The organism is Shewanella sp. 492 (assembly GCF_059338445.1).
Window position 1 is genome coordinate 3446516 of record NZ_CM181702.1, and the last position, 26639, is coordinate 3473154.

Below are 26639 nucleotides of genomic sequence, written 5' to 3' on the forward strand. Positions count from 1 at the left end.
CGTAACCGTCATGATAGTAGATAGCCTAAATAACATTGCCCTGTACGCCTCACTGAGCCCAAGATTGGCCAAAGCGCTGCAACACTTAGTCGAGACCGACTTTACTCAAGCCGAGGTGGGTACCTATGAGCTCGATGGCAAAGATCTGTTTGTCATCGTTAATGACTATGAAACTACCCCTAGAGAACAAGAATCTTTTGAGGTGCACCGCCGTTACATCGACGTGCAATATGTGGTCAGTGGTGAAGAGGAGTTTGGCTATCTACCACTGGCGGATCAGACTCCATCAAAACCCTACTTCGACAAACATGATTACGCCCAGTTTGATTATGAGTCCAATAAAGCTAATGCTGCCTTTATCCCCTTAAAAGCGGGGATGTTTGCGCTGTTTTTTCCGCAAGATATTCATATGCCGGGCACGCTAGCCACACCTAAAGCGGTAAGGAAAGTGGTTATAAAAGTCGGTATTTAATCTCGCCACGACAGGCATAAACAGGGGCAAGCATTGCCCGCAGGCATAAAATAAAGCCACAAAAAAGGGCACTGATGATGCGATCCTGTGCCCTTATTATCGAGATCCCACAAGGCTGATTATGAGTCTTCGGGTAAACCTATATGCATATGGCCCGACTTATAGTCTATGGTTAACACAAAGTGTTTCAGTACATCATAGCCCACCAGCCCCTTGATATTCTTACCCTTGATACGAGACCCTCCACTGTTACTACGACCCGAGACCGATGCTGTTTGCCCCTCTCCTGGTACTGTCACTAAGACATTTTCAACTGTGTATGGCCCAAACTTCATCTTAGGCAACCGAAAGCTATCGACCAGAGCAATGCTATTGGCACCACCTGTGACCCCCGACTGAGAACCGTAAAGCTCAAGCCAGTTATTGTCCGTTACTAACATGCGCTTTAAAAATAGTCCGCCTGCATTACCGGTATCGAGGACAAGCCAAGGGTTTTCATCGCCATCACCATTAAGCTCAACTCGAACAATTGGTTGCCCCGTTCCTCTGTCTATCTGCATCGGTATATTTTCGAGTTTAGCTAAATCCACACTGCCTCTTTCGAATAATCTCATCCGGCTATTGGGGTAATCAATCTGAAATATAAACTTATCTAATAGACCCGCACCGAGTAACAACTGCACCTCATGATGGCCAATACGCAGACTCGCTAACTGATCAAACTCGATGGTTGCCCCAAACAAAGTCACAGGGACATTATTATAGAGCTGGCGTTTCTCAGTGCTGAACACCCCTTGAATATTAATCTTGCCACCTTTATCGAATTCAAAACCATGGCGATTAATAAAGCTTGTGTTAATCGCATTGCCTTGAGCGCCACTATCCAAAATGGCGCGACCTTCTATGCCATTAATGCTCACTGGCAAATTGATGTGGCCATTGATAAGTTCAAAATCAACCCATTGGGTGACGGCAAAGGTATTAAAAGAGGCAATCAAACAGAGCATACCAGCGAGTTGTCGAAGCGAGGCGTACATCAATCATCCTTAATTTAGTATAGTTATTAACCAGACAACCTATTCAATAATACTAGATATGTCAATGCTATAACTCATAGAGACTATCCCTCTGCTTAGCTTTGTAAACTCCTAGATTATTCGGGCTTAAACTTCACCACTTTAGCTTCACGCCTAAATTCCCCCCTTAGTGGAGACAGTAGATTTTATTAGCCGCTATCAGAAAATTCAAATAATTCAGTAGACTTATCAATTTTAACATCACACCGGATACAATCAAAAGGTCACCCTTTTTAAAATAAACTGAATTCGTATTTATAACAGGGTGAGAGCATGAATGCTTAAATATCACCCAACGTCTTTAAGCCTGCTGTTAGTACCTGCTCCAGATAATCAGTGCTGCCGTGTGCACGCTTCTGTTTGCGTGGGATACTGATTTTTCGAGTTGTTTCCGCTCGGAGCATATTCAACGCTATCTTCCTTGCTCCGGACAATACCTCCGCCGCATTGCCTCTATATATTTGACATTGGTCTTCCTTCATCGACGCGTCCAATACCCAATGCAGGCTATTTTCAACCGCCCAGTGGCTGCGTACTGCATTGGCAAAACGAGCCTTACTCAGTTTGGCTGAACTGATGTAATAACGGTACTCAAGGGATTCATTGCCGCTTTTCGTTCGACGATAGCTTAACGCAACACCAATACTTTTAAGCCCTTTCCATTCAGGGAAAGCGTCGGCTAAGCTGCCTGCGTCCATTACACAATAGGCTCTAGCTTCGTTACGTCCGTGCTGCTTCTCTAAGCAAAGCACTTCTTCGTCAATCTCGCTGCCAAGCGCCTTACGAACGGCATTATGCAGTGTTTTTTGATTACCTTTTACGGCAAGTAAATAATCTCCACCCCGCTCAATAATTTGTTCGGCGATATCTGTCTGACATCCCATGGCATCTATTGATATCAGACAACCTTTTATATCCAACAGCGCCAGTAATGCGGGAATGGCGGTAATTTCATTCGACTTACTTTCGGTTTTAACTTGCCCAAGCACGACGTTATTTTCTGTTGCGAAGGCATTTACCATGTGGATGGCTGACAGTCTGTTCTCGCGATTATATGAACCACATAGCCGTTTACCATCTATCGCAATAAGCTGACCGTCGGATAACTCAGCAACAGACTTCATCCAGTCGATAAAGCAATACTGAAACTGCTCGCTATCTATTCTCGATATGACTCGAGCAATAGTGTCATGAACAGGTAACCCATTCTTAAAAAGTCCTTTTTTGGCAAACCAGTTAAAGTGGAGATCGCCAAAATCTTCGATATCTTCCCAACCTTGTGCCCCAGCTATTGAGGCACAAACCACGAGGAATAAAATATCAGTAAATAGATGCTCGACTTTGGCTGACTGACGAGGATCTTCTAAGGAACTAAAGAACTGTTGAAATGCACCGGAGTTCATAGGGCTCTCCACAAAAGAGAGTATAAGATCACAGCCAATATGGCCCGTCCAGCTATTTGAGCGAATATCACCCTAATAGCTCAAATTATGTTCGCGATCTCGCCCTGGTATTTATAACGACAAAAATGGTCTGACACAATTCAATTCAGCACTACCAAAAAGAAACCCAATTAAAAAACCTTATTAATAAAAATAAAAATAAAAATAAAAATAAAAATAAAAATCTCAAGCAGACAAATTAAAATCCAAAATCCATATCAAATATAGTGATAACATAAAAATGTAAATATGACCGATATAAAACCCACTTATTTCTCGTCAAACAAATCCAATGTTCATCTAAGCCACAGACTAACTAATAGACTAAAATCAAGTTAAACTAAAAATACAGAAAAATACAAACAACCATTAATGTATCCCTCCACTGCAACCCTTAAATATGTAACCCAAAATATCAATCACTTATAGTATCCATCTGGGGGGGAATGCAGGCACTAAAAGATGCCTCACTAGATCATGTTCTTTAAGCTGCAAATTGGGTTCACGAAGGTAGACTTAAGATCTACGAAAAATGGATCTTAGATATTCAATCATCAACTATCTTGCGTTGAGTCTTAGTTCTCATAAATACACTATGAAATATATCACACGGTGTAACGGCTCGTATTGAACCCGATGATTTTACGGTTATGTTATTAGCACATGGTGAATATTTCAAACGTGACTTATGAATAAATTCAATTTCTGCTCATTGATCTATTTTTTAATGATGGTTATTTCATCAAGTGCAATAGCGAGCGATATAGGATTTAAGACATACAACATATATGGCAAAACCATGGGAAATAATTATCAGATAACCTGGGACTCCGATAACACCACACCAGAACAAGTCTATCTCCTGCGAAAAAAGATAGAGTTACGACTAGAAGAAATTAACGCTTCTATGTCCACGTGGCGACAAGATTCTGAAATATCCAAAATTAATGCCTACTCAGGCAATGATGCAATACAGATATCTCCACCACTAGCTGAAGTACTAGCAAAAGCTATTGCTATCGCAAAAATGACTGACGGTGCGCTTGATATCACCATCGCGCCTCTAGTTGAACTTTGGGGGTTTGGACCATCAAGCCACCCTCGCCAAATACCAAGCGCTAACGAAATAAAGCAAGTGTTGCAATATACAGGCCTGGATAACATCACATTAGCCAGCACAACGCTGACAAAACGCGATCCACGCACTCGACTGGATCTCTCTTCGATAGCTAAAGGTTACGGCGTCGACGAAATAGCAAGACTATTGCGCCAAGAGGGGATTGAGCACTTTTTAGTGGATATCGGCGGTGAGCTGGTGACTAATGGAAAACGTTTCGATGGCCAATTGTGGCAAGTTGCAGTGGATAAGCCTGAATTAAACAGTCGTGATCAGGTTGCCACCCTTTCTATTAGTGATAAAGCCATTGCGACCTCTGGCGACTATCGCAATTTTTTTGAACAAAACAACATTCAATTTTCTCACATTATTAACCCCAAAACAGGTCGTTCTGTGCAACGGCAAGTAATATCGGCCACCGTCATCGCTGACGACTGTGCCACCGCTGATGCACTTGCTACTGCGACGGTTGTCATGGGAGTTAAGCCTGCATTAGCCATGGCAGAAAGGTTCGGGCTTCCCCTGATGTTAATTGAAAATCATGCTGGCGAAATCACATTTCATCACAGTAAAGCGTTCCAAGCATATCTCAACTAAAACTTAATATTTTAAATAAAAACAATGTAGTAGGTGGTAACAATGAAAAAGAAACTATTAGCGACATTAATCTGTTCATCTTTGGTTCTAATGACGGGTTGTAATGACGATACTGTCGAAAAAACAAGCCAAGATGTATTAGATAAATTAGCACAACTAGAAGCAACGAATAGCGAATTAACCACTCAAAATGATCAGCTTAACGATGCCCAAATCAAGCTAGCCAAAGAGAAAGCCGATCTACAATTAGCGATAGGCGAACTCAAAGATAATATGCTACAACCCTATGATTTTTCTACTCAATGCGCAGAGATTGACGTAGCATTCGATTATATAGACCCTAATACTAAAGAAGCCGAACTGGTGCTAAAAGCCAACGTCGGTGTTGCAGGTGATGAATGCCTTTCTTGCCATACCTATGACGGCACTGGTGAGTCAGGGGTCACGCCGCCTCATAGCGACTATGGCGATTGTGCTGGCTGCCACGCGCCACATTCAGCCCCTCCAGCAGACTTAGTAGGCAACCCAACGGATCCCACCTACACACAGCCCATATTTAAACCTGGCGCTATCGATGGCAAAACCGGCGCTTCAGGCCTTTCATATTACACAACTGGTTCCTTCCTAAACGCTAAATGGTTAGAAGATGCGGTGAACACCAAAATACATAATTACCGCTGGACCGAGGCGACAGAAGCGAACACCGGGGCAACCACATTAGCGCAAGCCTGTGTGATGGAAAACCGTGAACATATGAAAGAGATGTACCCGAATGACGGTAAGGCTTATGTAATTGAAACTGCAGATAATTACTTAGGTTCTAAACTCGTTGCTACGGTAAACAAATATGTTGAAAATGGTGTAACCATTGAAACGCCTAATGTGGCGACATTTGGGTGGGGATTGAAAAATATTAATGGCGATTATTTCAGCTCTGTATTTATCGGTAAAAACAACACCTGTTACAACGCCATCATGAATGGTAATGCCCGCTTATCCTACTACCAATATGATGAGACTCAATTTGCCAAAACAGGCTTTGACGAAGATAGCCGTAATCGCGGCGCCCGCTTAATCGTTACAACAGATTATACTCGTACCGGTTTATTTGCTGCCGATTGGGCTACACCTGTTCCGGGTGCCGGTATCGGCGAAACCTTTGATCCAAAAGATATAGATTGGAACCAAGTCGGTGCTTGTAACATTACATTCAAGGTCGAAAAAATCATTCCTCTGGGCTAAAAATTAGCGTTTAGCACTCAAATAAGGGGCTTACTACTGGGTAAGCCCTTTTACCATCTAACCTAAGTCGCGCACCTTTAAACAGCACTTATTTTCAACCGTTATGTGAGTTGCATCCTCGAAATAAACTGAGGGTACATTAGAATTGGCTAAGGATTTCTTATATGGCTTTTATTACATAATGATTAATGAGATAAGCCGGTTAGACTACTTCACTTTAAACGTTTTGGTCGCGTTATGTGACCATAAAAGTGTCACTGTTGCGGCGGTCAGGCTAAACGTATCTCAATCTAAAGTGAGTCGTTCGTTAACTTGTTTGCGCGAAATTTTTGGCGATCCTCTGTTTGTCAGACAACGCTATGGCATGGAGCCAAACCATCTTGCAGAAACCATCTATCCCTTGGCGAAATCAGTAGTCTCACAATATCAAACTCTTGCTCGCACGGCTCAGAATAACCGCTTGTGTAAACGTGAAATTAATATCGCAGTACAGGAACACCTAAGCTCTATGGTGATGGATTGCCTTCATCATAGCCGCGCCGCAACTCAAGCAAACCTGACGTTTAATCTTCACCCTTGGACTGGCGATGTACAACACCAGATTAACCAATCTAAGCTAGATTACTCGATTGCAATTAACCCAACTCATAACGATAAAGTAGAGCTTCATCAAATTGGTCAAATACACAACTTTTACCTAGTCGCTAAGAAAGGTCACCCCATCTTTGAGCACCCTTTAAGCATTGAGATATTATTTTCCCACCCTGTTGCACTATTTTATTACTCCATGAATGGCCCTAAAAACCATAAATTGGAAACCCTCTCGAGCGAATTAAAGCTCCCCTTATCTGTATCAATGAAAACCACAAGCCTTAACCTGTTACTAGAGCATATTGAAAAAACCGAATGCATCGGTTTACTGGCATCATTTATGGTCACGGAGGCAATAGAGAAAAGAGGCACCATAGACTATGTCGATTTAACCGATTTTTGGAAAGATAAAGTCAACCACTCAGCCAAACGTCCTCAATACAATATTTATCTGCAGAGCCAAAAGGATGCAGATCCCGCCTTTACTAATGCATTGGTCGATAACTTGAGAACCCATATTTAATTAAAAGCAAGGACATAATCCTAGCCAGCTATAATCACCTTAACCATATCTAGCAAAGAGATTAATTAAACTTACACATCAAAAACATTAACACTAGCTAATATTTGTTGAGGTATTTTTCTAGCAAGCTAAATAATGACTCTTTATATAAACGTAATAATGAAGTGCTGAAGTTCAAATGGGGGTCTGCAATCACTTCATTAATAGAGTCTTCAACATAAAACATATAAGCCGCAATGTCTCGCCACTCTTGTTGGTTCCCTTTTGCCTTATAACGTTTAAAATGCTTCAGAACGAAAAGAGTATGAAATTCAAGTTGATGATGCTCTAACTCTTCAAATTCTGGATAAGTCCGCCAAACCGCTTGTAAGGCAGATAATTTTGAGCTCTGATCGGGAAGATTCCAGTCAGTTAATAAACGGGAAAAAAAATCACGCCAAGGCAATGCTAATAATTCAGGTTCTGAATCGAACCGCTCATAAACTGCGGTATATTCCTCCATCCAATTTCGGGCAATATAGTACAAAATGGATTCTTTATTAGGAAAAAACTGATAAATCGACGATACGTCTATGCCAGCTTCAATAGCGATTAAATTGGTGTTGAGATGACGTATCCCTTTCTTATTGATAACAGCCAGTGTCGTCGCACATATTTTTTGTACTAGTTTCTTTGAGCGCAATTGTTTGGGCTCTTTTTTGAGCTGGAACGGCTCGGGTATGGGCATCATAAGCTGAGAATTCGACAATGACAGTTCACAAAATAATACCACGTGAACAAAATAGAATGAATAAAACCCGCCGTTGTTATTTTACAGTAATTACTGTAGCTTAAAATATCAGTAATTACTGTAAAAAATGGAGTTTATATGTACATAGGTAGAAAAATCCTAGGAGTAGGCGCGTTGTTAAGCATGGTTAGTGCTTGTAGCTCTTTCCAAGAACAGAGCCCAGCGACACTATTTCATAACGGTACGATTTATACCTCAAATGCTAAGCAAGAGACCGTCGAAGCCATGGTCGTACGCGGAAACGAAATTGTTTTTGTTGGTGAGTACGAAGAGGCGAAAAGGGTTGCCACGGGTAATACGAATACCGTTAACTTAGAAGGGCAGATGATTTTGCCTGGACTGCATGATACACACTTGCACCCACTATTAGCTTTAGAAGCAGAAACATGCGCATTGCCAGAGAAAAATGAATATAAATTGGCACAAGTTATCAGCGATATAAAGAGTTGCTTAAGTAACCTAGGGGATAATGCTCCAGCCGCAGGAGAATGGATAACGGTCACCCAGTTCAATGGTTACGGAGCTGACAAGGCAAGTTATTTAGGTGGTTTTCCAGATATAGCTACAGGTCTAGACAGTATTTCAAATTCACATAAACTGATTTTGATTGGTGCTGATGGACACGCTTACGCCGTTAATCATTACGCCTTAAAAAATGCAGCCGAACTTGACGGCGTTCACTACGCTGTCACCGAAGAAACACTGTCATCGAGCCTGAAAGACTACGCCAATCTTATTCCGTTAAATGAACAAGGCAAACCTGTTGGGCAGTTAAAAAGTCAGGCAGCATGGGACTTATTCGCCTACGAGACCACGACAGCGGCAGAATTTCTGCAACGACAAGATGAAATTAATAATTATTTTGTTGCTAATGGTATTACGTCAGGCATGGAAGCTTGGGCACATCAGCGTGATGTGACGGTTTACAGTGCGATGGCGCAACAAAATACTTTATTACCACGTATTAGCTTGAGTATGGTAGTACAAAAAGGCAGACATAAGGGGGCTGATGGCAAGGTCGATCTTACTAAGGTAATGAGCGATGTAGCCGATGCTAGAGCTAAAGCAAAAGGTTCTAGTCGTCTCAAGGTTGACTCTGTCAAGCTTATGGTTGATGGCGTAATTGAAGCCCCAACACAAACGGCAGCAGTATTTAAACCGTACCTAAATGTAGATATCGCGAAGAACGGTGATACCCATTATTACGATGCAGCCCATGATAAAATTAATCGTGGCTTGCTAGAAATGGAGGCTGATGAAATCAATCGTCTGGTGATGGAGATTGATAAAGCCGGTTATAACGCACATTTTCACGCAATAGGTGATCGTGCGGTAGATATTGCGCTAACAGCAGTTGAAAATGCCCGAGCAGCCAACCCAACATCAACTGCTCCACACAATATTGCACACCTACAGTTAGTCCGTCCTGAAGATGTTGCACGCTTCGGTCAATCTGGCGTATTTGCCACCCCTACACCGGCATGGTTTGCGCCATGGCACTCCTATGATGTTTCTGTCATACCTTACATGGACAAAATCAAGAATACCTATGATTTAGAGGATTTTTATCGCCAAGACAGCGCTTTTATTAATAAGTTTTACCCTGTGGAAAGCATTCGTAAAAACGGTGGCATCATCTCAATTGGTAGTGATGCACCTATCGACTTTAAGGGCCCGCGTCCGTTTACCAATATTATGTACGGTTTGCTTCGTGGAGAATGGATTCCCGATCCGGCAAATGTGCCAGAAGAAATGTTAGGCGAGGATGATTATCGATGGGTCGTCATGAACAAAGAAGAGCGCATGAGTATTCGTGATTTAATTGATGCATACACCATTAATGGCGCCAAGGCATTACAGCAGGATAAATTAGTTGGCTCATTGGAAATTGGAAAGCTTGCTGATTTTATTATTATTAATCAAGATATTATAGCAATGGCAGAATCCATTACCCTTGATGAAAAAGGTAATGAGGATACTGAAACCGCTTATTTAATTTGTGATATTGCCTATGATGAAGAGTTTTGTGGTACAGAAGTGGTTGCCACATATATCGATGGAACAATGGTTTATCACAAAGATTGATAAAAATAACTGAATAACCATGATGAAGGGTGAATCATATTCCCCCTTCATCATGATTCCATTGCTCGTTGACTTAGGCTTAATCCAAGGCTTCTAACTCCTATTGCCCTTTAGCGCGCTATTTTGATACAACCAGCGATACAGGGTCGGCAACACCAGCAGTGTCAGGGCGGTCGAGCTAAATAGGCCGCCAATGATCACTACGGCCAGCGGCTGTTGAATTTCGCTGCCTACGCCGCTAGAGAGCAGAATAGGAATGAGGCCTAACGCGGATGTCAGCGCCGTCATCAGTACCGGACGAAGCCGCCCGACAGTGCCTTCGTACACGCAGGCATAAAGCGGCTCACCCGCTGCGCGGCGCTGATTAATCGCATCCACCAATACCACACCATTAAGCACCGCCACCCCAAACAGGGTAATAAACCCAATCGAGCTTGGCACCGACAGATAAGTGCCGCTTAAGTAAAGCGCCACGATACCGCCGATCAAGGCCAGTGGCACGTTAGCCATAATTAGCCCCACCTGCTTAATAGAGCCAAATGAGAAGTAGAGCAGCAAGGCGATCAACCCAATAGAGATAGGCACCACCAGCATCAACTTTTGCTGCGCGCGCTGCTGGTTTTCATACTGCCCACCCACCACGACGGTGTAGCCTGGTGGCAACTCGGCTTGGGGCACGATGGCATAAATATCATCGACCACAGACCCCATATCGCGTCCCGATACGTTAGCTTGTACCACGACGCGGCGCTGCACATCATCGCGGCGGATATTGGGCGGCGCCATCTCAACCAACACATCGGCCACTTCGCCAAGTCGCACGGTCGCACCATTCGCCCCATTAAGCAGCAGATCCCGCAGCGCATCAGGCGCACTACGGTACTCGGCGGCCAAACGCACATTGATATCATATCTGGCGTTACCATCGATCACCTGCCCAGCACTCGCGCCGCCCACTCCTTGGCTCACTAGGCTCATCACCTCATCGACACTGATGCCATAACGGGCTAACACGTCACGCTTAGGACGCACCACCAACTGCGCCTCACCAGAGACTTGCTCCAGCGACACATCGACCGCGCCGGGGATCTGCATCACCAAATCACTCAGTTGCTGCCCTTTTTGCGACAATACCGCTAAATCTGGGCCGAATAGCTTGATAGCAAGTTGCGCCTTCACCCCAGACAACAACTCATCTACGCGAGTGGCAATAGGCTGTGAGAAGGTAAACAGCAGACCCGGATAGACACTCAACTTTTGCTCCATTAGCCGCTGTAGGGCAAAGCGATCGCTCGCCGATTGCCACTCCTCCAGCGGCTTGAGACCAATATAGATCTCAATATTACTCACAGGCTCAGGGTCGCCGCCGAGCTCCGCCGCGCCAATGCGGCTTAGCGCATATTCCACCTCAGGAAATTGCATTAAGATTTTTTCAAGCTTAGGCGCGACCTCAAGCGAAGTGCCAAGGCTGGCGGTGGGTGCTAAGGTAACGCGCAGATTGATGGTGCCCTCCTCTAATTCGGGCACAAACTCTGTGCCTAGCCTAGGCAGCAGCGCCATGCTTAAGGCAAACATCAGTATAGCGGTTAATCCCACCACTTTAGGGCGCGCCATGGTGACGGTGAGCAGCTTGCGATAGAGGGATTCAATCGGTTTAAGCAACACGCTTTGTCTCAGTTTCACCCCCCGTTTGAACACTCCCGGTTGAAACAAGATTACTGCCAGTGCTGGCACCACAATCAAGGCCACCAACAAGGCCGATATCATCGCTAAGATGATGCTGACCGCCATCGGCTGAAACAGCTTGCCCTCAACCCCTTCTAAGGCAAACAGCGGCGCAAACACCACAATAATAATGGCGGTCGCAAAAAAGATAGGCCGACACACCTCTTTTGCCGCCAACATGACTCTAATGGCAATACCGCTACCCGCGCCTTCACTATCCCGGCCTTTACTAAGATCGTCTTGATTGGCATGGTACGGATCACGCTCACCTCCTGCTCTAGCCTGTGCTTTAGCTAAATGACCTCTATCTGGCTGGGTAAGATGTTTAAAGATGTTTTCCACCATCACCACCGAGCCATCGACCAGCATACCAATCGCCACGGCGAGGCCGCCTAGCGACATTAAATTGGCCGACATGCCAAAGTAAGCCATCACCATCAGCGCCAGACCAATCGACACAGGAATAGACAACAACACCAGCAAGGTAGCGCGCAGATTGACCAGAAACAGCGCTAAAATCACCACAATAAACACGAAGGCCATTAGCAGGGCATCGCGCACTGTGGTGACCGCTTGCGCCACTAAATCTGCCTGATCGTAAAACACCTCAAACGACACGCCATCGGGCAAAGCTTGCTCGATTAGCGCGCGTCGCGAGGCAATATCATCTATGGTCGCCTTGGTATTGGCTCCCATGCGTTTTAACACCACGCCAGCCACCACTTCGCCTAAGTGTTGCGCTTGCCCAGCGTCATCGCGGCGCGTCATGGTGACCGCCCCCACCCGTATTTCACTGCCGTAATCCACTTTGGCAATATCACTTACTCGAACTGGGGTTCCCGCCACTTCGGTCAGGGGGATTTGCGCAATGGCTTTGAGACCCGCATCGCCCGCGGGCAACATACCGTAACCGCGCACCACCAGTTGCTCTTGGCCTTGTGCCATAAACCAGCCACCGGCATTGCGGTTGTTGCTCTCAAGCGCAGCGGTTACCTGTGCCATATCAAGGCCGTAACTGCGCAGTTTGTTGGGCTCTATCTGCACTTGATATTGCCGCACTTCACCGCCAAAGGAGAGCACATCGGTCACCCCAGCCACGGGCATCATCAGCAGCTTCACTAAGTAATCATTCAGGCTTCTCAGCTCATAGGCATCGATGCCAGAACCGGGTTCGGCGCGTAAAATATATTGATAAATTTGCCCTAATCCCGAGGTGTTGGGGCCAATTTCGGGCACTCCGACTCCGCTAGGGATCATCTCTCTGGCCGCTTGCAACTGCTCAAACACTTGCTGGCGAGCAAAATAGATATCCGTGCCTTCATCAAACACCACAGTCACAATAGACAAGCCCGTACGCGACAATGAGCGCACCTCTGTGACCGCAGGCAAGGCGTACATCGCCGACTCGACGGGGTAACTTATTAGCTTTTCCACCTCTTCGGCGGCTAAGCCTTCAGCTGCGGTATTGACCGTCACCTGCACATTGGTCACATCGGGAAAGGCGTCGAGATTGAGCTTAGGCAGTACCACCACACTGGCGACAATGGTCCCTAGCAGGGCCAACACCACCAGCAGACGATTGGCTATCGCCGTATCGATTAATTTTTGTAGCATAGCGAGGATCCCTTAATGATTGTGGATATCAAAGCCCGACTTGGCCTGTTCGGACGCTAAGAAAAAGGCCCCCGAAATCACCACCTGAGTCTCAGGACTTAAGCCACGCACTAAGTTCATGCCCCGTTGACGCTCAACCACCTCAACTTCTCGCGCCTCGAACCCCTCATCAGTGGCGACAAACACTTGCCAGTCACCATCACCGCCCCGGGTCAACGCTGCATCGGGCAGCACCACGCCGGTAACGCTATTGTCGGCCAGATAAATTTCGGCAAATTGCCCGGCATGCAGTACATGACCAGGATTATCGAACGCCACCAAAATTTGCTCGGTGCGCGTGACGCTATTGAGCTCATGGGAGCGGCCGATGATCTGCGCCTCTATGCTATGGGGGCCCACTTTCACCAGCACACTGCTGCCCACCGTCACTTTTTCAGCCTGAGTCGGTGTCACTTGAGCCTCAACCCAGAGGTGTGACTCATCGGTAAGCTGCATCAAGGCGGTGCCGCCAGCAAAAACTTGACCTAACATGGCCACATCTTGCTGTACTCGCCCCGCTATTGGCGCTAACAGTTGGTAGCGGCCAATGGTGTCTGGACGAGATGCAAGCGCCTTAATTTGACCATCCGTCATTTTTAACGCTTCAAGGGTCGCCCGCTTAAGCTCGGCGTCCACCTGCGCCTGCAAGCGACGGCTGGCACTGACGGCGCTTGGGCTCATGCGCTGTACCCGGCTCCACTCAGCGGCGGCATTGATATACTCCGCCTGCGCCTTGGCCACGGCGGCGCCGCCTAGGGTCAAAATGGGCTGCCCTTGCTGCACTTCTTGCCCTGGCACTACATGCCGCTTAAGCACCCGCACCTCAAGTTGTGGCGCCAAGGTGATAGTGCGATTACGGTCCACCACTAAGGTGGCCGTTGCCACCGCCTCTAAACTAAAACTTTGTTTAGAGAGCGATACCACCTTAATGCCGGCAAGCTCTCGCTGGGCGGCGCTAAGCACAATCCCATCGCTATGCTCGGCTTCATCCTCATCATGACCATGGGCGTTATCGGCCTCGCGATGCTCTGGCAGCTCGCTTTGGTGGTCGTGCCCCACTTCGCGGGCGTCATGTGGGCGCTCGAGGTCGCTGGCTGCGCCGTGATCATGGCTGTCACTGGCAAACCCGCTGGCTGACAAGCCTAATAGTGTGGTAATTGATAGTAACTGTGCGGCCTTTATTAGCCTTGCGCTTAGCGTCACGCCTTGGATCGTATTGATTTGCTTATTCATGTTATGTCGTCCTAAATTCACTTAGATGCTTGGGCGTGCGCGGGCAGACTCAACTGCGCAGTTAAATAGTGCTCTAACTGGCCGCTAGCCCCCATCCAATCTAGCCAAGATTGATACAAGGCCGACTCCAATGACAAACCAGCCAGATAACTACTGGCCAGTTGACGCTGGCTCTGCAGGTAATCACTGGTGCTAATGTCACCGGCCTGCCATTGCTGACCTAACGCATCGGCAATACCGGCACTGGAGCTCAGCACCAATTGGCGCCACTGCTGATAACGTTGTTGTAATCGCGCAAAGCTGAGTTGAAATAGCTGCTGCTGTTGGCTAATGACACGCACTTTAGCCAGGTAATTTTGCTCCGCCACAACGACCTCACTGCTGGAAACAGCATGGGTGTCGCGGTAGTTATTGCGCAGGCGCAATGGCACCGACAGGCCCAAAGTAAACTTATTGTCGTCACCTTCGCGTTCGGCGCCAAAGCTGATGGTGGGATCGGCGGCGGTATCGGCCTTCACTTGCTCTGCCGCCCATTTGGCGAGCATCACTTGTTGATATGCCCCCTTGAGTGCTGGCAGCTCGGGCGTGACCTCTGAGCGGATGACATAAGGCGTGTCATCGACGCTGAGCGCAGTAATAAAGTCATTAAAGGCAACTGAGGTGGTGCCCACGAGCATCAACACCTTAGCGTCGGCCGCTATGGCATCTTGCTCTACCATGGCATGCTCTGCGGCGCGGCTCGCCAGTTCAAGCTGAATAAGTTGATGTTCAGCTTGTGACAACAAGCCTGCCTGCAACTGCTGCTTGGCAATAGTGAGTTGCCGCTTAGCCGCATCGAGCTGCTGCAGTTGAAAGTGCAAGATCTTGCTCTGCCGTCTTTGCTCCACAATCGCCAAGAGCAGTTCGGCTAACATCTGACTGCGACTTAGTGCAACGTCAGAGCGCAATATTTCAGCTTGCAACATGGCGGTGCGCGTTGCGGCGCCGCGTTTATCGCCCCAATCTAAGGTTTGGCTTACCCCTATGCCATAGGTCTGATCTACGCCGTCTTCATAGCTGACATCTAACGCGGGGTTATAAACAGCGTTGTCGGCCGCCAACATCATTAACTCAGCCTGCTTAAGCTTGGCTTGCTGCGCCTTGATCTGTGGCAGTTGATTAAATTGTTGTAACAACTCTGGTAACCAAGCCTGAAAAGGGGGTGTACTGCTATTGATTTGCGCCAACGCGGGCGCAAAACTTGGTGCCCCACTGGGCAGAGCATGCACGACTGGGCCACTACAGCTGGCCAAAAGTAGCGCCGCGATAATACTTTTTTGCATCGCAATTCCTAGTATTGAACATTCGATCCAGCCACCGCGCCATATGGCGTCCATCCACGCAAGGTCAAAGCGGGGCAGCTAAATAGGGTGTCAATCTCCATCACATTAAGCGTCACAGCGTTAATGAGTTGAATATGATCCGATAAAACGCCATAGCATAAGCCGCGGCCTTATTGCTAAGACGGCCATGAGCTACAGAAGAATATGGGCTAACAGAATTACACTATGGGGGGGCGGTAAGCGGCTTGTTGCTCGGGTGGGAAGTAATGGTGAGCTAAGTTCTTTGGCGCATCAGACACAGGCAGCGATGGCACAATAATCACTTGCGACAATAGGGTCGCATGACCACCGTGGCACTGGCAATCTAGGCAGAGGTCGAAAGTTTGGGTCTCGGTTTTGCTGATCTGATGTTGATGGTGGGCCGTGGATTGATGCTTGTCTAGCTCAGGTGAATCGAACGCACATTGGCAATCGACACATTGGGATAGGCTGATCACCTGGGCAGTAAACTGCAGATGGGGGTGGTTTTCACTCTCCTCCTGATGATCCCCTAAGTGCAACTGATGCACGCCAAAGTTAGCCACTGCAAACTGCAGCGCCACGATAGCGATCATCATTAATGCGATCTTTTGGATAACGAGGTGGAAGAAACGACTCACAGACACCCTTAAAAAATAAAGCTAAAAAATCAAATGAATAGCTATTTGACAGGCATTGTAATGATTTGTTCAACGCTGACAATACCTCACATAACTAAAGTATTGTCGGCGTCACATTTGCTATGGATAACGCGGTATTAAGCGATTATTTAAAGACGCAGTGCTTGGCGTAATCGGCAGCTTCATTAGCGGTCCAATCGCCTTTGGGCTTATCTTCCATCTGCTTACACCATTTTTCGCTACCCACTTCTGGCGCGCAGCCTGACAATAGTGTCAGAGTAAACAGCGCTAATGTTGCGCACTTAAGGACTGGAGATTTAATGGCTAACATAGGATTTCCTTCAATATTCGCTATAACGCTGTGTTGCGCTCGGGCTTATTTCCAACAGCCAGTGTAGCCTAAATTGTTTATTGGGTTAATGGGCAACTTAATTTGGCTGTTATCCATTCAATAGCCAATGGCTTTTGCTCGAGCGGATACCACGCGACCTCGCCTTGCATAAATGGCCCCATTAGACGCACGGCATTACCAAACCAATCAGGGCCGCCCACTAAAACTAGCGCATCGAACCTAGGTAGTTGAACCTCACCGACACCTGATAATGACTGGCTCTCCCAGCCTTCGAGCAGTACGTCGGCTTCTATATACAAACAGACTTTACCTGACTCGGCTTGGTATTTTTCAATGATGGGGGCGATTAACTGGCAATAATCTTTTGTCGATAACCGACCGCTAGCAAATAAACTGATCACCCCATTGGTGATATCAGCGATTTGACATAACATATTGGGACTCCGCGACGGTGCAAGAATGAGTTGACCATTTTGCCTTATTTGGTCAGTGCAATGATACCTGTCTATATCAAATAATCACCATTAAAGAGCCTGCATGATAAAAATCAGCAATCGAATTGAACTACAAGACCATGAACTTGAGTGGCAATTTATCCGCTCCAGTGGCGCTGGAGGCCAACATCTCAATAAAGTCTCTACCGCTGCCCAGCTTATTTTCGATATTCGCCAATCCTCGCTCCCCGAACTGTATCAGCAACGCTTACTGGCTAAAGCTGATCATCGTATTACCAAAAGCGGCAAAATCATCATTAAGTGTCAAGCTAGCCGCAGCCAAGATGCTAATCGTCAAACCGCACTGGAACAATTTATCAGCTTGGTCGCCAGCGTTGGACATACCGCTAAAAAGCGTATCGCCACCAAGCCCACCAAAGGCAGCCAGAAACGGCGTATCGAGGCCAAAAAACAGCGCGGCGCCACCAAGGCCCTGCGCCAAGAGAAGCCTCGCGATTAAGCGTACGCTTGCCGTTGACGGCGCTTTACCAAGTCACAATGTGATCGCAAATCGCTTCGAGTAGGTAGGGATCGTGGGAGATCACCAACACGCCTAAGTTGCGCTTATTTGCCGTAGCTAATAAGTGCTGCCAAAACTCAGCTTGGGTGATGGTATCCAGATGTGCCGTTACCTCATCACAGATAATAAACTGCGTGGTGGGCACTAATGCCCGGATCAAATTAAAACGTTGTAGCTGACCACCGGATAACTGATTTGGCCGTCTTGTTAACCAAGAGGGCTCCAGACCATAATCCTTAAGCAGTGGCAGGTAATCGTCACATTGCCAGCTCTCATCTAACGCGGTTTTAAGGGTTAATCTGGGATTAAACGCAAACTCCCCCTGCTGGATAAGCCACTGCACCGGATTAGGTTTACCCCGCGCGCGCCTTGGCAATGAGTGCAGCTCAGCTTGCATAGGTATTATCCCCGCAAGCATGCTCGCTAAAGTGGATTTGCCCACACCACTGGGGCCTGATACCCCCACTATTTCGCCGCGCTTAAGCTCGATGTCTGGAAATGTGATTAACTGCTCGCCTCGGCGCACATAGCCTTTATGCAACCGCAACACGTTCTGACTCCCAATGTTCTGGCAGTGCCGTCCAAAAGCGGTGCGTATACTCATCACACGCCCCTGCACGAATATGCGCTGGTGTGGTCATTTCCACGGCGCACCCATCGCGCAGCACTAACACTCTGTCGGCAATAGGCAATAATTGCCTCAAATTATGACTAATCACCATGACGCCCAGTTGTTCATCGCGAGCAAGCATCGCTAAATGTTGATATATCGCCTTTGCCGCTTCGACGTCGAGTCCGCAGCAGGGCTCATCGGCAATCATAATCTCGCTCGATTGCCAGCAAGCCTGCGCCATTAAGGCGCGCTTTGCCATACCGCCAGAGAGCTGGTGCCGATAACGCTCAGTAATATTGCCGCCAAGCTTAAAATAGTGTCGACGCGTCGAGGCACGCTTGCCTAATCGCTGCGATGCATAACGCAATTGTGACCCGATTAATCGCAACGGATCTAACACAGAGGCCGACTGCGCCGCCAATGCGCGCCGAAAGCCTTGCTGACTGGTAACCTTGCCACCTAATTTAAAGCCGGGCGGAACCTGCCCCATCAACGCCTGTGCCAATAAACTTTTACCGCTACCGCTCGCGCCTATCACGCCAAGCACCTCACCTTGTTTGAGCGAAAAGCTTAACGGCGACAATAGAGAGACAGCATCGGATTGAATACTAAGCCCTTCGACAGTTAACATTTAACCACTCCTTCAAGGTGAGTTTGCGGCCCCTGACGTAGACCGAGCAGCAGACGCTGCGCAACATAAGACAAGAGCAGCAAGCAACTGAGTAAGAGTAAACCAGGGCACAGGGCAAACCACCAATGTCCGGTTAACGTATATTGCGATGCCTGAGCTAACAAGGCGCCCATGGATGGAGAGTCAGGATTAAGACCAAAACCTAAAAAGGTCAACGCCGCCATATGGGTAAGCGCATGAGGAAACAGCAGCAAGCCGCCTATCCACCACTGAGGCAAGATATGCGGCAACATGTGACGCCGTAATCTTTGCCAAGGTGAAGTACCAAACTGTTTCGCTAACTGATAATAGGGGGCAGACTGCACCTGTTTCATTTCAAAACGCAGTAATCGCGTGAGTTTAGGCCAGTGACTTAATGCAACCGCCACCACTAAGCCGAACTCTGCACCGCCAAAGGCTAACGATAAGAGAATTAACAGCAAGAGGTGGGGGAGTGACATAAACAGATCCACCAGCAGATCGACCATCCACGCGGCGGAGCGATGTAACATGGCAAGCATCGCCATCATCAACGACAACACACTGCTTAGCAATACCGCAAGCCCGCCCACATACAGGCTCTGCGCCAGCGCCTGTTGACTGCGACTAAACAGATCTCTGCCGAGCCAGTCGGTGCCAAACAGATGTTGTAGTGAAGGCGCTTGATATTTATTGAGTAAATCGAGCTCTGCCCCCTGCCAAGGCCAGAGTAAGGCCAGCCCAACTAACCCACATAGTAAGACAAGCGCAGCCATAAAACTGGGCTGACGCAGTAGATCACGCATCCCCAGCCTCCTGAATAAAGTAGCGTGATAACACAGTGGCAATAAGGTTACCGCTAAAGACCATCAATGCCGAAATTAAGGTGCAGCCCATGAGTAAGTCGGTGTCACTGGCTAAACCTGCCTTCACAATACTGGCGCCTAATCCGGGAAAACTAAACACAGTTTCGGCGATCAGCGAGCCACCAAACAGCTCTGCAAAGGTCGCAAATTGCAACACGATTGCCGGTAATAGACTGTTACGGATCACATGAAAGCGCACCACCTTAAACAGGCTATCCCCATGCGCCAGAGAATACTGCACATAATCAGACTGCAGCACGTCAATCACCTTCTCTCGGGTGTGCAACACTATTGGCGCCATGCTCACCACCGTCAGGGTAGCGACAGGCAATAGCAGATGATGCAACATACTGAGCACAGATTGCTCAGAAAAAGTCATACCAATTGGCGCAGCACAGCACACGGGGGTGAGCTGTAAGGCAATTGAAAATAGGCTGATAAACAGCATGGCTAACCAAAAAGAGGGCATGCATACCATCAACCATGAAAACCGCTGCACCGCCTTATCGAGCCAACTGTCTTGATAAATACCCGCCAGTAACCCCAGCAGATAACCGAGCACCAATGATCCTACCCAGCTAAGACCAATGAGCAGTAGCGATAGGGGTAAATGGGTGGCGATAACGCTTGAAACGGGCTGCTGATAAAGGGTAGAAAAGCCGAGATCGCCTCGCGCTAACCCAGATAACCAATGCAGTAGACGCTGCCCCACACTTTGATCCAGTGACAACTGCTGGGCGAGCAAGGCCTTTTGTGGCTCAGAAATACCAAAGACATTGCCACCTAAATAGGCGTTCAGCGGATCTATCGGTGTCCAACTCAGCAGAAAATAGGCCAGTAACACCACCAAAATCAGCAGTAATACCAGCCGTAAACCAGCGCTTAAGATGGCATAACTATGGGTGGGCATCAGTTGGGACATTGCCAGCGCCAATGCTCGATATTATTGGCTAATGGCCAGCCGTGACCATGGGCCTCAATACCGGGCGAATCCAGATCAAGACAGACATTGGCCGCATAAAGATGTTTAAGATTAACCAGCCAAGTCCAAGGTTTATCTTGGGCAATGAATTGCTGCGCGCTTTGCCAATACGGCAATGAGGCTTGCCACGAAGGGGCATGCTGGGCCTCATCTAATGCGTTATCCACTTCAGGATTACTGTAATAGCCTGAATTAAAATAGCCTTGGCCTCGATATTGACTGTGATGCACGCCCCTCACTTCGGTTGCCGAGTGGCTTCCAAAACCAAATAACACCGGCTGTTGATGCATCTGTTTATAGATGGCCTCCCAACTTTTACCGACGGGAGTGATTTGGATGCCTAGCGGTTTGACCATTTGCGCTACCGCCAAGGCTAATTGTTGGCGCACGGTGTCGCCTGCCAAATAATAAAGCGTCATCGACGCCTTAACGCCATCGCGCTGACGTATACCACCTTGTAATTGCCATCCACTTTTATCAAGCAGTGCAATGGCTGCCTCGCGATCAACTTGAGGTTCATGGGCTTGATCAACTGGCCCCCAAGGCAATCCATCGGCAATCGAATAAGCCGGTGTTGCATGGCCCTCTAGCAGTTGTTCAACTAACACCTGACGATCAATGACTAAGTCGATAGCGGTGCGGATCGCCAGATCTGAGCTAACATCATTACCTATGTTATTGCCCTGCTTAGGCAGCATAGGCCAAGCAATGCCGCGGTTATCGACACTGTCGATACGCCATAGCCGATATGTCGGCGGGAGTAACTGCGCATAGCGCGGTGCTATCGCGCTAAGGTCTAACTGACCGACGCGCAGCCGAGAGTAGCGGCTATCTTCATCACTAAAAATGACCACCACTTTTTTAAATTGCAGCTTTTGGCCGTAATAATATGGATTGGGGACCATGATGAGCTGTTGATTGCGATCCCAGCGAACAAACTTAAGCGGCCCAGAGCCAACAGGTGCTAAGCCATATCGCGGACCATAATTTGCTTTAGGCACAATCGCTAAACTGACAAAGTTATCGATAAAAGTGATGTCGGCCTGCTGCAGGTGAAACCTGAGCTCTCCATCTGCTACCACCTCAACCTTCTCTAGATTAGTGAGATCGTGTATTGAGGCAATTTGCTTGGCAATATCGAAGGTAAATTTAATATCTTCAGCCGTAAGCTTTGTGCCATCGCTAAAGTTAACCCCTTTGCGTAGCGAGACTTGCCAGGTTAAGCGATCGGCTGATAAGGTCCACGATGTCGCTAAGTCGCCCACCAGCTCAAGTTGTTTATTGCGCCGCAACAGTGTCGACTGAAACAGCGGCCGGTTATATTTACCCCAGCCTAAGATAGGATCGAACCCCGCGTCGGGCTCGGCCCCTAAGGCGAGTGTCAATACCCTCTCAGTGGCAGCCACTTCCCTATCCGTCGCTGCCACTGAGAGGCAAGCGAAGCAACCACACAACAGCAGCAAGATTAACCGTCTCATAAACATTCAGCCCAAGCGCGTAACACTATTGAAATATTCGTCATACTAGCGGGTGTTTGCCTAAAAATCAGCCTAAAAACAGATCTTTAATACTATCGTTGACTTAGATCAATTTTATATTTTTGCATCCTTTTTATATCTGTAGGATACTCACAGTAATTAAGCTTTATAGAATTTAACTTATGCCTAACGACACGATCCGTTTTACTGTTTCCATGCCAAAATCTCAATTTGAAGAGATTGAAGAAGATCAATTAGAGCGCGGATATCTTTCTCGTTCTGAATATATAAGAGATCTATTTCGCGATAGGCTGGTTGATAAACAGTGGAATAATAGCAAAGAAGATGTCGTGGGCGTGCTCACCCTCGTATTTGATCATCACCAAAGAGGACTAACTGAAAAACTGCTTGAGATACAGCACAATAATTTAATTCATGTTTTATGTAGTACTCATGTTCATATTGACCACCATAACTGCCTAGAAACCATTATTATCAAAGGGCAAGCCAGTGAACTCAATAGCATAGTGAATCGAATCGCTGTGCTTAAAGGCGTCAAGGTGGCACGCTTAAGCCGCACGGGTATCGTTTAACCCGCCTTATATTAAGCCTAAAGTATTACATTTCCCCATTAATACTTTAGCCATCCTAAAATGGCTAAGTATGACTAATACAACCCACCTTTAATGCCCATCGACCAAGCTTAGCCAGTGGTAACCACTATAATTCATCAAGCATATTCAAGCCTAATATCAATCCCTTTTCACCCATTAATAAATGATTCAGCCATTTAATTAAGCGCATTATATTGCCAGCGATATTCACACCGCACGAGTAATACTTTTATAATATTTTTCACACTATCGCCGATATAATTGATCTAGCTCGCAAAATTATCCCCACTCAAACATATAATACACACCGTTAACTTAGGTCACAAAAACATAACCGCGTACCCAAAAGGAATGAGTAATGTATTTGAAAACATGGGGATTAGCTTTAACGTTATTAGCTGTAAACAACGCCGCTTTCGCTGATGATATCGAAAAAATCACCGTTCACGGTGTGCAATATCAAGATGACGGCACCTACCAAAATGTTACCCTGGGTAGCGATGTCACCATTATCAGTAGTGAGATGATCCAAGCCGCTGGGGCGGTCGATATCAACAAGGTCCTCAGCCAGTTTGTACCGGGTTTATTCGCTAACGGCCGAGCGGGTCGCCATACCGATACCGACTATGCATTGCAAGGCAGTCGCCCGCAAGACATCCTCTGGTTACTTGACGGTAATCGACTCAATAATCGGCTTTATGGCTCAACCTATACCGACAGTATTAACCCCATGATGATTGAGCGCATCGAAGTGATTAAGGGGGCCCAAAGCGTGATCCACGGCTCGGAAGCCATTGCGGGGATCATCAATATCATCACCAAAAGCTATCAACATGATGATCGCGGTGAAGTTAGCTTAGTGGCTGATACGCTGCCCAGTTATGATCTATCAGCGTTCGTCAGCAGCGAAATCAATAATCTCCAAATTAGCTTAGCCGCCAGTTCAAGCCAGTCAGAAGGCTATGCACTTTGGCCCGATGAGGAATACTCACCAACGGCGGCCTTAGACAAAGAGCGGGGTTATCGTATGAATAACCTCAATGCAAAAATTAAATGGTCTATCAGCGATGCCCAGCAACTGACTATTTTTGCTCAATATAATGACGGCTTACTCGAACGTCCTTTAGCTTACAACGCTATTTTGAGTGAAAATGATCGCAAACAGACGCTCGCCTATGCCGATTGGCAACTCCAAGTGTCAGACCAATTGCTATTACAAACCAAGTTAAGCTACCAACACTGGGACTCTCACTATAGTGAAATCACCAAAGAGGCTGACGGCAAGGTCGATGTTCCCTACTGGGATCAATATTGGGGCTTTAAAGATTACGGCGCGATCGTCTCCGCTAACTATCACACCCAAGATGGGAGTCAGTGGATTATGGGAGGTCAGTATGAACAATTTGAAGGCGCTGACGAGGTTATGCACTTCACCACGCCAACTGACCGTACCTATGCACTATTTGGCCAATACCAACCTAAGTTAAGCAGCCTGCCCGATACCCAACTATCACTGGGAGCACGAGTCAATAAACTGGTCAATGACGAATCTATCTGGGTTGGCAGTATCGCATTAACTCACGATATAACGTCACAATTACAACTGAAGGCCAATCTTGGCAATGGTTATCGCCAGCCAACCGCTTCAGAACTCTATCAACAGCTGGGTACCTTGGGGAATCCTGACTTAGTAGCAGAAACCAGTGAAAGTATTAATATTGGGGTTAATTATCAAGGTGATATCTCATTAACCGTCGATAGTTTTTGGCGCAATATTGATAACCTCATAGAGCAACGCGCGCTCAGTGACACCCAGTTTACCTACAGCAACCTTAATGGCCGTGTCGAAAGCTATGGGATAGATATTCACTTGGTCAAAGCCTTTTCAGCGAAATGGTTAATGGAACTCAGCGGTGGCTATGCCCATGCCGAGCGCAAAGATAATGGCCAGCAAATTGAACGCGTGCCTAAATACACCGGGTTTGCCAAGCTAAACTACGAGATGAACGATGATGTGACACTCTGGGTGAGCGGCCAATATGTCGGAGAGTTCTTAGATTATGGCCTCACTGCCGGTGACTATATGCTTACCAATATTGGCCTGCAAACCTGGTTATCAGCCAAACAAAACCAGCAATTGCAGCTCACCATTGACAACCTATTTGATAGCGAAGTGCCGCAGAGTATTTTTAAACACGGCCACCGAGCAGAATACCCCATTGAAACCATCGGCGCACCGCGCACATTGCAGCTGCAATATAAATACTTTTTTTAACATAGCGCGGCGCTATATTTAGCCGACGCACCAAATACCTAAGACAGAGAAGCCCATCGTTTCTCTGTCTTATTTCTCTGTCTTATCAGTTAATCACGAGTCATTGCCAGCCTCGTTGTTCGCCTCGACTAAATAAGGGGGAGATAAGGGTTACCCCTCCACAACCAATAGCAGTAACCGCTACTCTTTGTCGCAGCATAGGCGATAATGCTTGATGCAAACATCGGCCTCTACCCAGGCTGATGATGAAATTTAAATTGCGGCGACAAAATAGCGCTAAATTATGCTAACTTGCAGTTATCTATTAAAAATGAGCATCTGCGCGCCGCGCTGCAGCTCACTCCTAAAGGTATGTTGCATGAGTAGTCAGGCGAAAATATTGTTAGTCAATGGCCCTAATCTAAACCTGTTAGGTCGTCGAGAACCCGGCCATTATGGTCATCACACTTTAAGCCAGATTGTCGAACAGTTAACCCAAATGGCCCAAGCGGAAGCGGTGCAACTGCAACATATTCAATCCAATGCCGAACATGAACTGATCGATGCAATTCATGCCAGCGATGCCCAGTTCATTATTATCAATCCGGCGGCTTTTACCCACACCAGTGTCGCGCTTAGAGACGCACTACTGGGAGTGGCTATCCCCTTTATCGAGGTGCACCTGTCGAATGTGCATGCCCGCGAACCGTTTCGACATCACTCCTACTTTTCAGATAAAGCCGTTGGGGTGATCTGTGGCTTAGGTGAAATGGGTTATCAATTTGCACTGCGCTCGGCCATCAGCCGTATCAAAGCAGCTCACTAATGCTCAAGAGACAAGCGTATGGATATTCGTAAAATTAAAAAACTGATCGCCTTGGTGCAAGCCTCTGATATCTCGGAGCTGGAAATTAAAAATGCCGAAGAGTCAATTCGTATTTGCCGCGACCTGAGCTACACCAATACCGTAGCGGCCAAAGCATTTGGCCAAACCGCCGATGACTCTGAAGATATAACCAACCCAGAGTCGACTAAGTCACTCGACTATGCCGAGGAAGATCTGCTGGTGTCCCCTATGGTAGGCACCTTCTATTTATCGCCTTCGCCAGACGCCAAGCCTTTAGTCAAAGTGGGACAAAGGGTCGAGCAAGGTGACGCCGTCTGCATTATTGAGGCAATGAAAATGATGAACCAAATACAAGCCCAACATGCTGGCGTAGTGAAGGCAATTTTATGCAACAGCGGTGACGCCGTTGAGTTTGATCAACCCTTAATGGTTATCGAGTAAGC

The 26639-nt window shown here is 47.1% G+C and carries 24 protein-coding genes; 10 read left to right on the plus strand and 14 right to left on the minus strand.

The features are described 5' to 3' along the window. The first annotated feature begins 10 nt into the window (after positions 1-10). The gene (locus tag AC5YBX_RS15185) at positions 11-472 is read left to right on the plus strand and encodes a NanQ anomerase/TabA/YiaL family protein (protein WP_494520811.1); all 462 of its coding nucleotides are present in this window, start codon (positions 11-13) and stop codon (positions 470-472) included. Between the two features lie 119 nt (positions 473-591). On the opposite strand, the gene AC5YBX_RS15190 is transcribed toward AC5YBX_RS15185, so the two are convergent. Both AC5YBX_RS15190 and AC5YBX_RS15195 read right to left on the minus strand, forming a co-directional pair. Next, the gene (locus AC5YBX_RS15190) at positions 592-1509 is read right to left on the minus strand and encodes an aspartyl protease family protein (RefSeq protein ID WP_475514966.1); all 918 of its coding nucleotides are present in this window, start codon (positions 1507-1509) and stop codon (positions 592-594) included. A 320-nt stretch (positions 1510-1829) separates the two neighbouring features. Beyond that, on the minus strand, positions 1830-2951 hold the full coding sequence (locus AC5YBX_RS15195) for an ISAs1 family transposase (protein ID WP_096035922.1): 1122 nt from the start codon (positions 2949-2951) through the stop codon (positions 1830-1832). A gap of 727 nt (positions 2952-3678) precedes the next feature. Between AC5YBX_RS15195 and AC5YBX_RS15200 the strand changes: the two genes are divergently transcribed. The 3 genes from AC5YBX_RS15200 (at position 3679) to AC5YBX_RS15210 (ending at position 7060) form a co-directional block, all read left to right on the plus strand. Further along, complete coding sequence (locus tag AC5YBX_RS15200; protein WP_494520810.1) at positions 3679-4704, plus strand: FAD:protein FMN transferase; 1026 nt, start codon at positions 3679-3681, stop codon at positions 4702-4704. Between the two features lie 42 nt (positions 4705-4746). Next, positions 4747-5946, plus strand: a complete 1200-nt coding sequence (locus AC5YBX_RS15205; protein WP_494520809.1) for a hypothetical protein — start codon at positions 4747-4749, stop codon at positions 5944-5946. A gap of 181 nt (positions 5947-6127) precedes the next feature. Next, positions 6128-7060, plus strand: coding sequence for a LysR family transcriptional regulator (locus AC5YBX_RS15210; protein ID WP_494523966.1), 933 nt, complete (start codon positions 6128-6130; stop codon positions 7058-7060). A 97-nt stretch (positions 7061-7157) separates the two neighbouring features. Here the strand turns inward: AC5YBX_RS15210 and AC5YBX_RS15215 are convergent, their stop codons facing one another. Further along, entirely contained in the window at positions 7158-7790 is a 633-nt protein-coding gene (locus tag AC5YBX_RS15215; RefSeq protein WP_494523967.1) for a TetR/AcrR family transcriptional regulator, read from the minus strand. A gap of 138 nt (positions 7791-7928) precedes the next feature. On the opposite strand from AC5YBX_RS15215, the gene AC5YBX_RS15220 reads away from it, so the two are divergent. Next, complete coding sequence (locus AC5YBX_RS15220; protein WP_494523968.1) at positions 7929-9935, plus strand: amidohydrolase; 2007 nt, start codon at positions 7929-7931, stop codon at positions 9933-9935. A 93-nt stretch (positions 9936-10028) separates the two neighbouring features. Here AC5YBX_RS15220 and AC5YBX_RS15225 read toward each other — a convergent pair whose 3' ends face one another. The 6 genes from AC5YBX_RS15225 to AC5YBX_RS15250 all read right to left on the minus strand — a co-directional run bounded on the left by AC5YBX_RS15225 (position 10029) and on the right by AC5YBX_RS15250 (position 17313). After that, positions 10029-13274: an efflux RND transporter permease subunit gene (locus tag AC5YBX_RS15225; RefSeq protein ID WP_494523969.1), complete on the minus strand. Its 3246-nt coding sequence runs from the start codon at positions 13272-13274 to the stop codon at positions 10029-10031. A gap of 12 nt (positions 13275-13286) precedes the next feature. Then, positions 13287-14546 (minus strand): efflux RND transporter periplasmic adaptor subunit, encoded by a 1260-nt coding sequence (locus AC5YBX_RS15230; protein WP_494523970.1) that lies wholly within the window; start codon positions 14544-14546, stop codon positions 13287-13289. Positions 14547-14563: 17 nt separating this feature from the next. Continuing rightward, positions 14564-15868: a TolC family protein gene (locus AC5YBX_RS15235; RefSeq protein WP_494523971.1), complete on the minus strand. Its 1305-nt coding sequence runs from the start codon at positions 15866-15868 to the stop codon at positions 14564-14566. Positions 15869-16086: 218 nt separating this feature from the next. Then, positions 16087-16482 (minus strand): hypothetical protein, encoded by a 396-nt coding sequence (locus AC5YBX_RS15240; protein WP_494521573.1) that lies wholly within the window; start codon positions 16480-16482, stop codon positions 16087-16089. Between the two features lie 190 nt (positions 16483-16672). After that, positions 16673-16858, minus strand: a complete 186-nt coding sequence (locus AC5YBX_RS15245; protein WP_475514970.1) for a DUF3012 domain-containing protein — start codon at positions 16856-16858, stop codon at positions 16673-16675. A 77-nt stretch (positions 16859-16935) separates the two neighbouring features. Continuing rightward, the gene (locus AC5YBX_RS15250; protein ID WP_110457071.1) at positions 16936-17313 is read right to left on the minus strand and encodes a SpoIIAA family protein; all 378 of its coding nucleotides are present in this window, start codon (positions 17311-17313) and stop codon (positions 16936-16938) included. Positions 17314-17416: 103 nt separating this feature from the next. Here AC5YBX_RS15250 and arfB point away from each other — a divergent pair, with 103 nt between their 5' ends. After that, the gene (arfB, locus tag AC5YBX_RS15255) at positions 17417-17833 is read left to right on the plus strand and encodes an alternative ribosome rescue aminoacyl-tRNA hydrolase ArfB (protein WP_494523972.1); all 417 of its coding nucleotides are present in this window, start codon (positions 17417-17419) and stop codon (positions 17831-17833) included. 25 nt (positions 17834-17858) lie between these two features. Here the strand turns inward: arfB and AC5YBX_RS15260 are convergent, their stop codons facing one another. From AC5YBX_RS15260 to AC5YBX_RS15280, 5 genes are read right to left on the minus strand one after another with little or no spacing between them, the layout of a single operon-like run. Continuing rightward, positions 17859-18443: an ATP-binding cassette domain-containing protein gene (locus AC5YBX_RS15260; RefSeq protein WP_475514972.1), complete on the minus strand. Its 585-nt coding sequence runs from the start codon at positions 18441-18443 to the stop codon at positions 17859-17861. Next, positions 18427-19137 (minus strand): ATP-binding cassette domain-containing protein, encoded by a 711-nt coding sequence (locus AC5YBX_RS15265; RefSeq protein ID WP_494523973.1) that lies wholly within the window; start codon positions 19135-19137, stop codon positions 18427-18429. The genes AC5YBX_RS15260 and AC5YBX_RS15265 overlap by 17 nt, the downstream gene beginning before the upstream one ends. Beyond that, positions 19131-19961 (minus strand): ABC transporter permease, encoded by an 831-nt coding sequence (locus tag AC5YBX_RS15270; protein WP_494523974.1) that lies wholly within the window; start codon positions 19959-19961, stop codon positions 19131-19133. Before AC5YBX_RS15270 ends, AC5YBX_RS15265 begins: the two co-directional genes overlap by 7 nt. Beyond that, on the minus strand, positions 19954-20943 hold the full coding sequence (locus AC5YBX_RS15275; RefSeq protein ID WP_475514975.1) for an ABC transporter permease: 990 nt from the start codon (positions 20941-20943) through the stop codon (positions 19954-19956). Before AC5YBX_RS15275 ends, AC5YBX_RS15270 begins: the two co-directional genes overlap by 8 nt. Beyond that, positions 20931-22481, minus strand: coding sequence for an ABC transporter substrate-binding protein (locus tag AC5YBX_RS15280; RefSeq protein WP_494523975.1), 1551 nt, complete (start codon positions 22479-22481; stop codon positions 20931-20933). Before AC5YBX_RS15280 ends, AC5YBX_RS15275 begins: the two co-directional genes overlap by 13 nt. 182 nt (positions 22482-22663) lie before the next feature. Here AC5YBX_RS15280 and nikR point away from each other — a divergent pair, with 182 nt between their 5' ends. The 4 genes from nikR to accB all read left to right on the plus strand — a co-directional run bounded on the left by nikR (position 22664) and on the right by accB (position 26637). Continuing rightward, the gene (nikR, locus tag AC5YBX_RS15285; RefSeq protein ID WP_475514977.1) at positions 22664-23074 is read left to right on the plus strand and encodes a nickel-responsive transcriptional regulator NikR; all 411 of its coding nucleotides are present in this window, start codon (positions 22664-22666) and stop codon (positions 23072-23074) included. Positions 23075-23453: 379 nt separating this feature from the next. Continuing rightward, the gene (locus AC5YBX_RS15290) at positions 23454-25370 is read left to right on the plus strand and encodes a TonB-dependent receptor plug domain-containing protein (protein ID WP_494523976.1); all 1917 of its coding nucleotides are present in this window, start codon (positions 23454-23456) and stop codon (positions 25368-25370) included. A 358-nt stretch (positions 25371-25728) separates the two neighbouring features. After that, the gene (gene aroQ, locus AC5YBX_RS15295; RefSeq protein ID WP_475514979.1) at positions 25729-26175 is read left to right on the plus strand and encodes a type II 3-dehydroquinate dehydratase; all 447 of its coding nucleotides are present in this window, start codon (positions 25729-25731) and stop codon (positions 26173-26175) included. Between the two features lie 18 nt (positions 26176-26193). Next, a complete protein-coding gene (accB, locus tag AC5YBX_RS15300) occupies positions 26194-26637 on the plus strand; it encodes an acetyl-CoA carboxylase biotin carboxyl carrier protein (protein WP_494523977.1) in 444 nt (147 codons plus the stop codon). The last annotated feature ends 2 nt before the right edge of the window (positions 26638-26639 follow it).

Excerpts from the sequence above, each read along its gene's own strand:
- AC5YBX_RS15185 (WP_494520811.1), top strand. The coding sequence starts at position 11 with ATGATAGTAGATAGCCTAAATAACATTGCCCTGTACGCCTCACTGAGC.
- AC5YBX_RS15190 (WP_475514966.1), bottom strand. The coding sequence starts at position 1,509 with ATGTACGCCTCGCTTCGACAACTCGCTGGTATGCTCTGTTTGATTGCC.
- AC5YBX_RS15195 (WP_096035922.1), bottom strand. The coding sequence starts at position 2,951 with ATGAACTCCGGTGCATTTCAACAGTTCTTTAGTTCCTTAGAAGATCCT.
- AC5YBX_RS15200 (WP_494520810.1), top strand. The coding sequence starts at position 3,679 with ATGAATAAATTCAATTTCTGCTCATTGATCTATTTTTTAATGATGGTT.
- AC5YBX_RS15205 (WP_494520809.1), top strand. The coding sequence starts at position 4,747 with ATGAAAAAGAAACTATTAGCGACATTAATCTGTTCATCTTTGGTTCTA.
- AC5YBX_RS15210 (WP_494523966.1), top strand. The coding sequence starts at position 6,128 with ATGATTAATGAGATAAGCCGGTTAGACTACTTCACTTTAAACGTTTTG.
- AC5YBX_RS15215 (WP_494523967.1), bottom strand. The coding sequence starts at position 7,790 with ATGATGCCCATACCCGAGCCGTTCCAGCTCAAAAAAGAGCCCAAACAA.
- AC5YBX_RS15220 (WP_494523968.1), top strand. The coding sequence starts at position 7,929 with ATGTACATAGGTAGAAAAATCCTAGGAGTAGGCGCGTTGTTAAGCATG.
- AC5YBX_RS15225 (WP_494523969.1), bottom strand. The coding sequence starts at position 13,274 with ATGCTACAAAAATTAATCGATACGGCGATAGCCAATCGTCTGCTGGTG.
- AC5YBX_RS15230 (WP_494523970.1), bottom strand. The coding sequence starts at position 14,546 with ATGAATAAGCAAATCAATACGATCCAAGGCGTGACGCTAAGCGCAAGG.
- AC5YBX_RS15235 (WP_494523971.1), bottom strand. The coding sequence starts at position 15,868 with ATGCAAAAAAGTATTATCGCGGCGCTACTTTTGGCCAGCTGTAGTGGC.
- AC5YBX_RS15240 (WP_494521573.1), bottom strand. The coding sequence starts at position 16,482 with ATGATCGCTATCGTGGCGCTGCAGTTTGCAGTGGCTAACTTTGGCGTG.
- AC5YBX_RS15245 (WP_475514970.1), bottom strand. The coding sequence starts at position 16,858 with ATGTTAGCCATTAAATCTCCAGTCCTTAAGTGCGCAACATTAGCGCTG.
- AC5YBX_RS15250 (WP_110457071.1), bottom strand. The coding sequence starts at position 17,313 with ATGTTATGTCAAATCGCTGATATCACCAATGGGGTGATCAGTTTATTT.
- arfB (WP_494523972.1), top strand. The coding sequence starts at position 17,417 with ATGATAAAAATCAGCAATCGAATTGAACTACAAGACCATGAACTTGAG.
- AC5YBX_RS15265 (WP_494523973.1), bottom strand. The coding sequence starts at position 19,137 with ATGTTAACTGTCGAAGGGCTTAGTATTCAATCCGATGCTGTCTCTCTA.
- AC5YBX_RS15270 (WP_494523974.1), bottom strand. The coding sequence starts at position 19,961 with ATGCGTGATCTACTGCGTCAGCCCAGTTTTATGGCTGCGCTTGTCTTA.
- AC5YBX_RS15275 (WP_475514975.1), bottom strand. The coding sequence starts at position 20,943 with ATGTCCCAACTGATGCCCACCCATAGTTATGCCATCTTAAGCGCTGGT.
- AC5YBX_RS15280 (WP_494523975.1), bottom strand. The coding sequence starts at position 22,481 with ATGAGACGGTTAATCTTGCTGCTGTTGTGTGGTTGCTTCGCTTGCCTC.
- nikR (WP_475514977.1), top strand. The coding sequence starts at position 22,664 with ATGCCTAACGACACGATCCGTTTTACTGTTTCCATGCCAAAATCTCAA.
- AC5YBX_RS15290 (WP_494523976.1), top strand. The coding sequence starts at position 23,454 with ATGTATTTGAAAACATGGGGATTAGCTTTAACGTTATTAGCTGTAAAC.
- aroQ (WP_475514979.1), top strand. The coding sequence starts at position 25,729 with ATGAGTAGTCAGGCGAAAATATTGTTAGTCAATGGCCCTAATCTAAAC.
- accB (WP_494523977.1), top strand. The coding sequence starts at position 26,194 with ATGGATATTCGTAAAATTAAAAAACTGATCGCCTTGGTGCAAGCCTCT.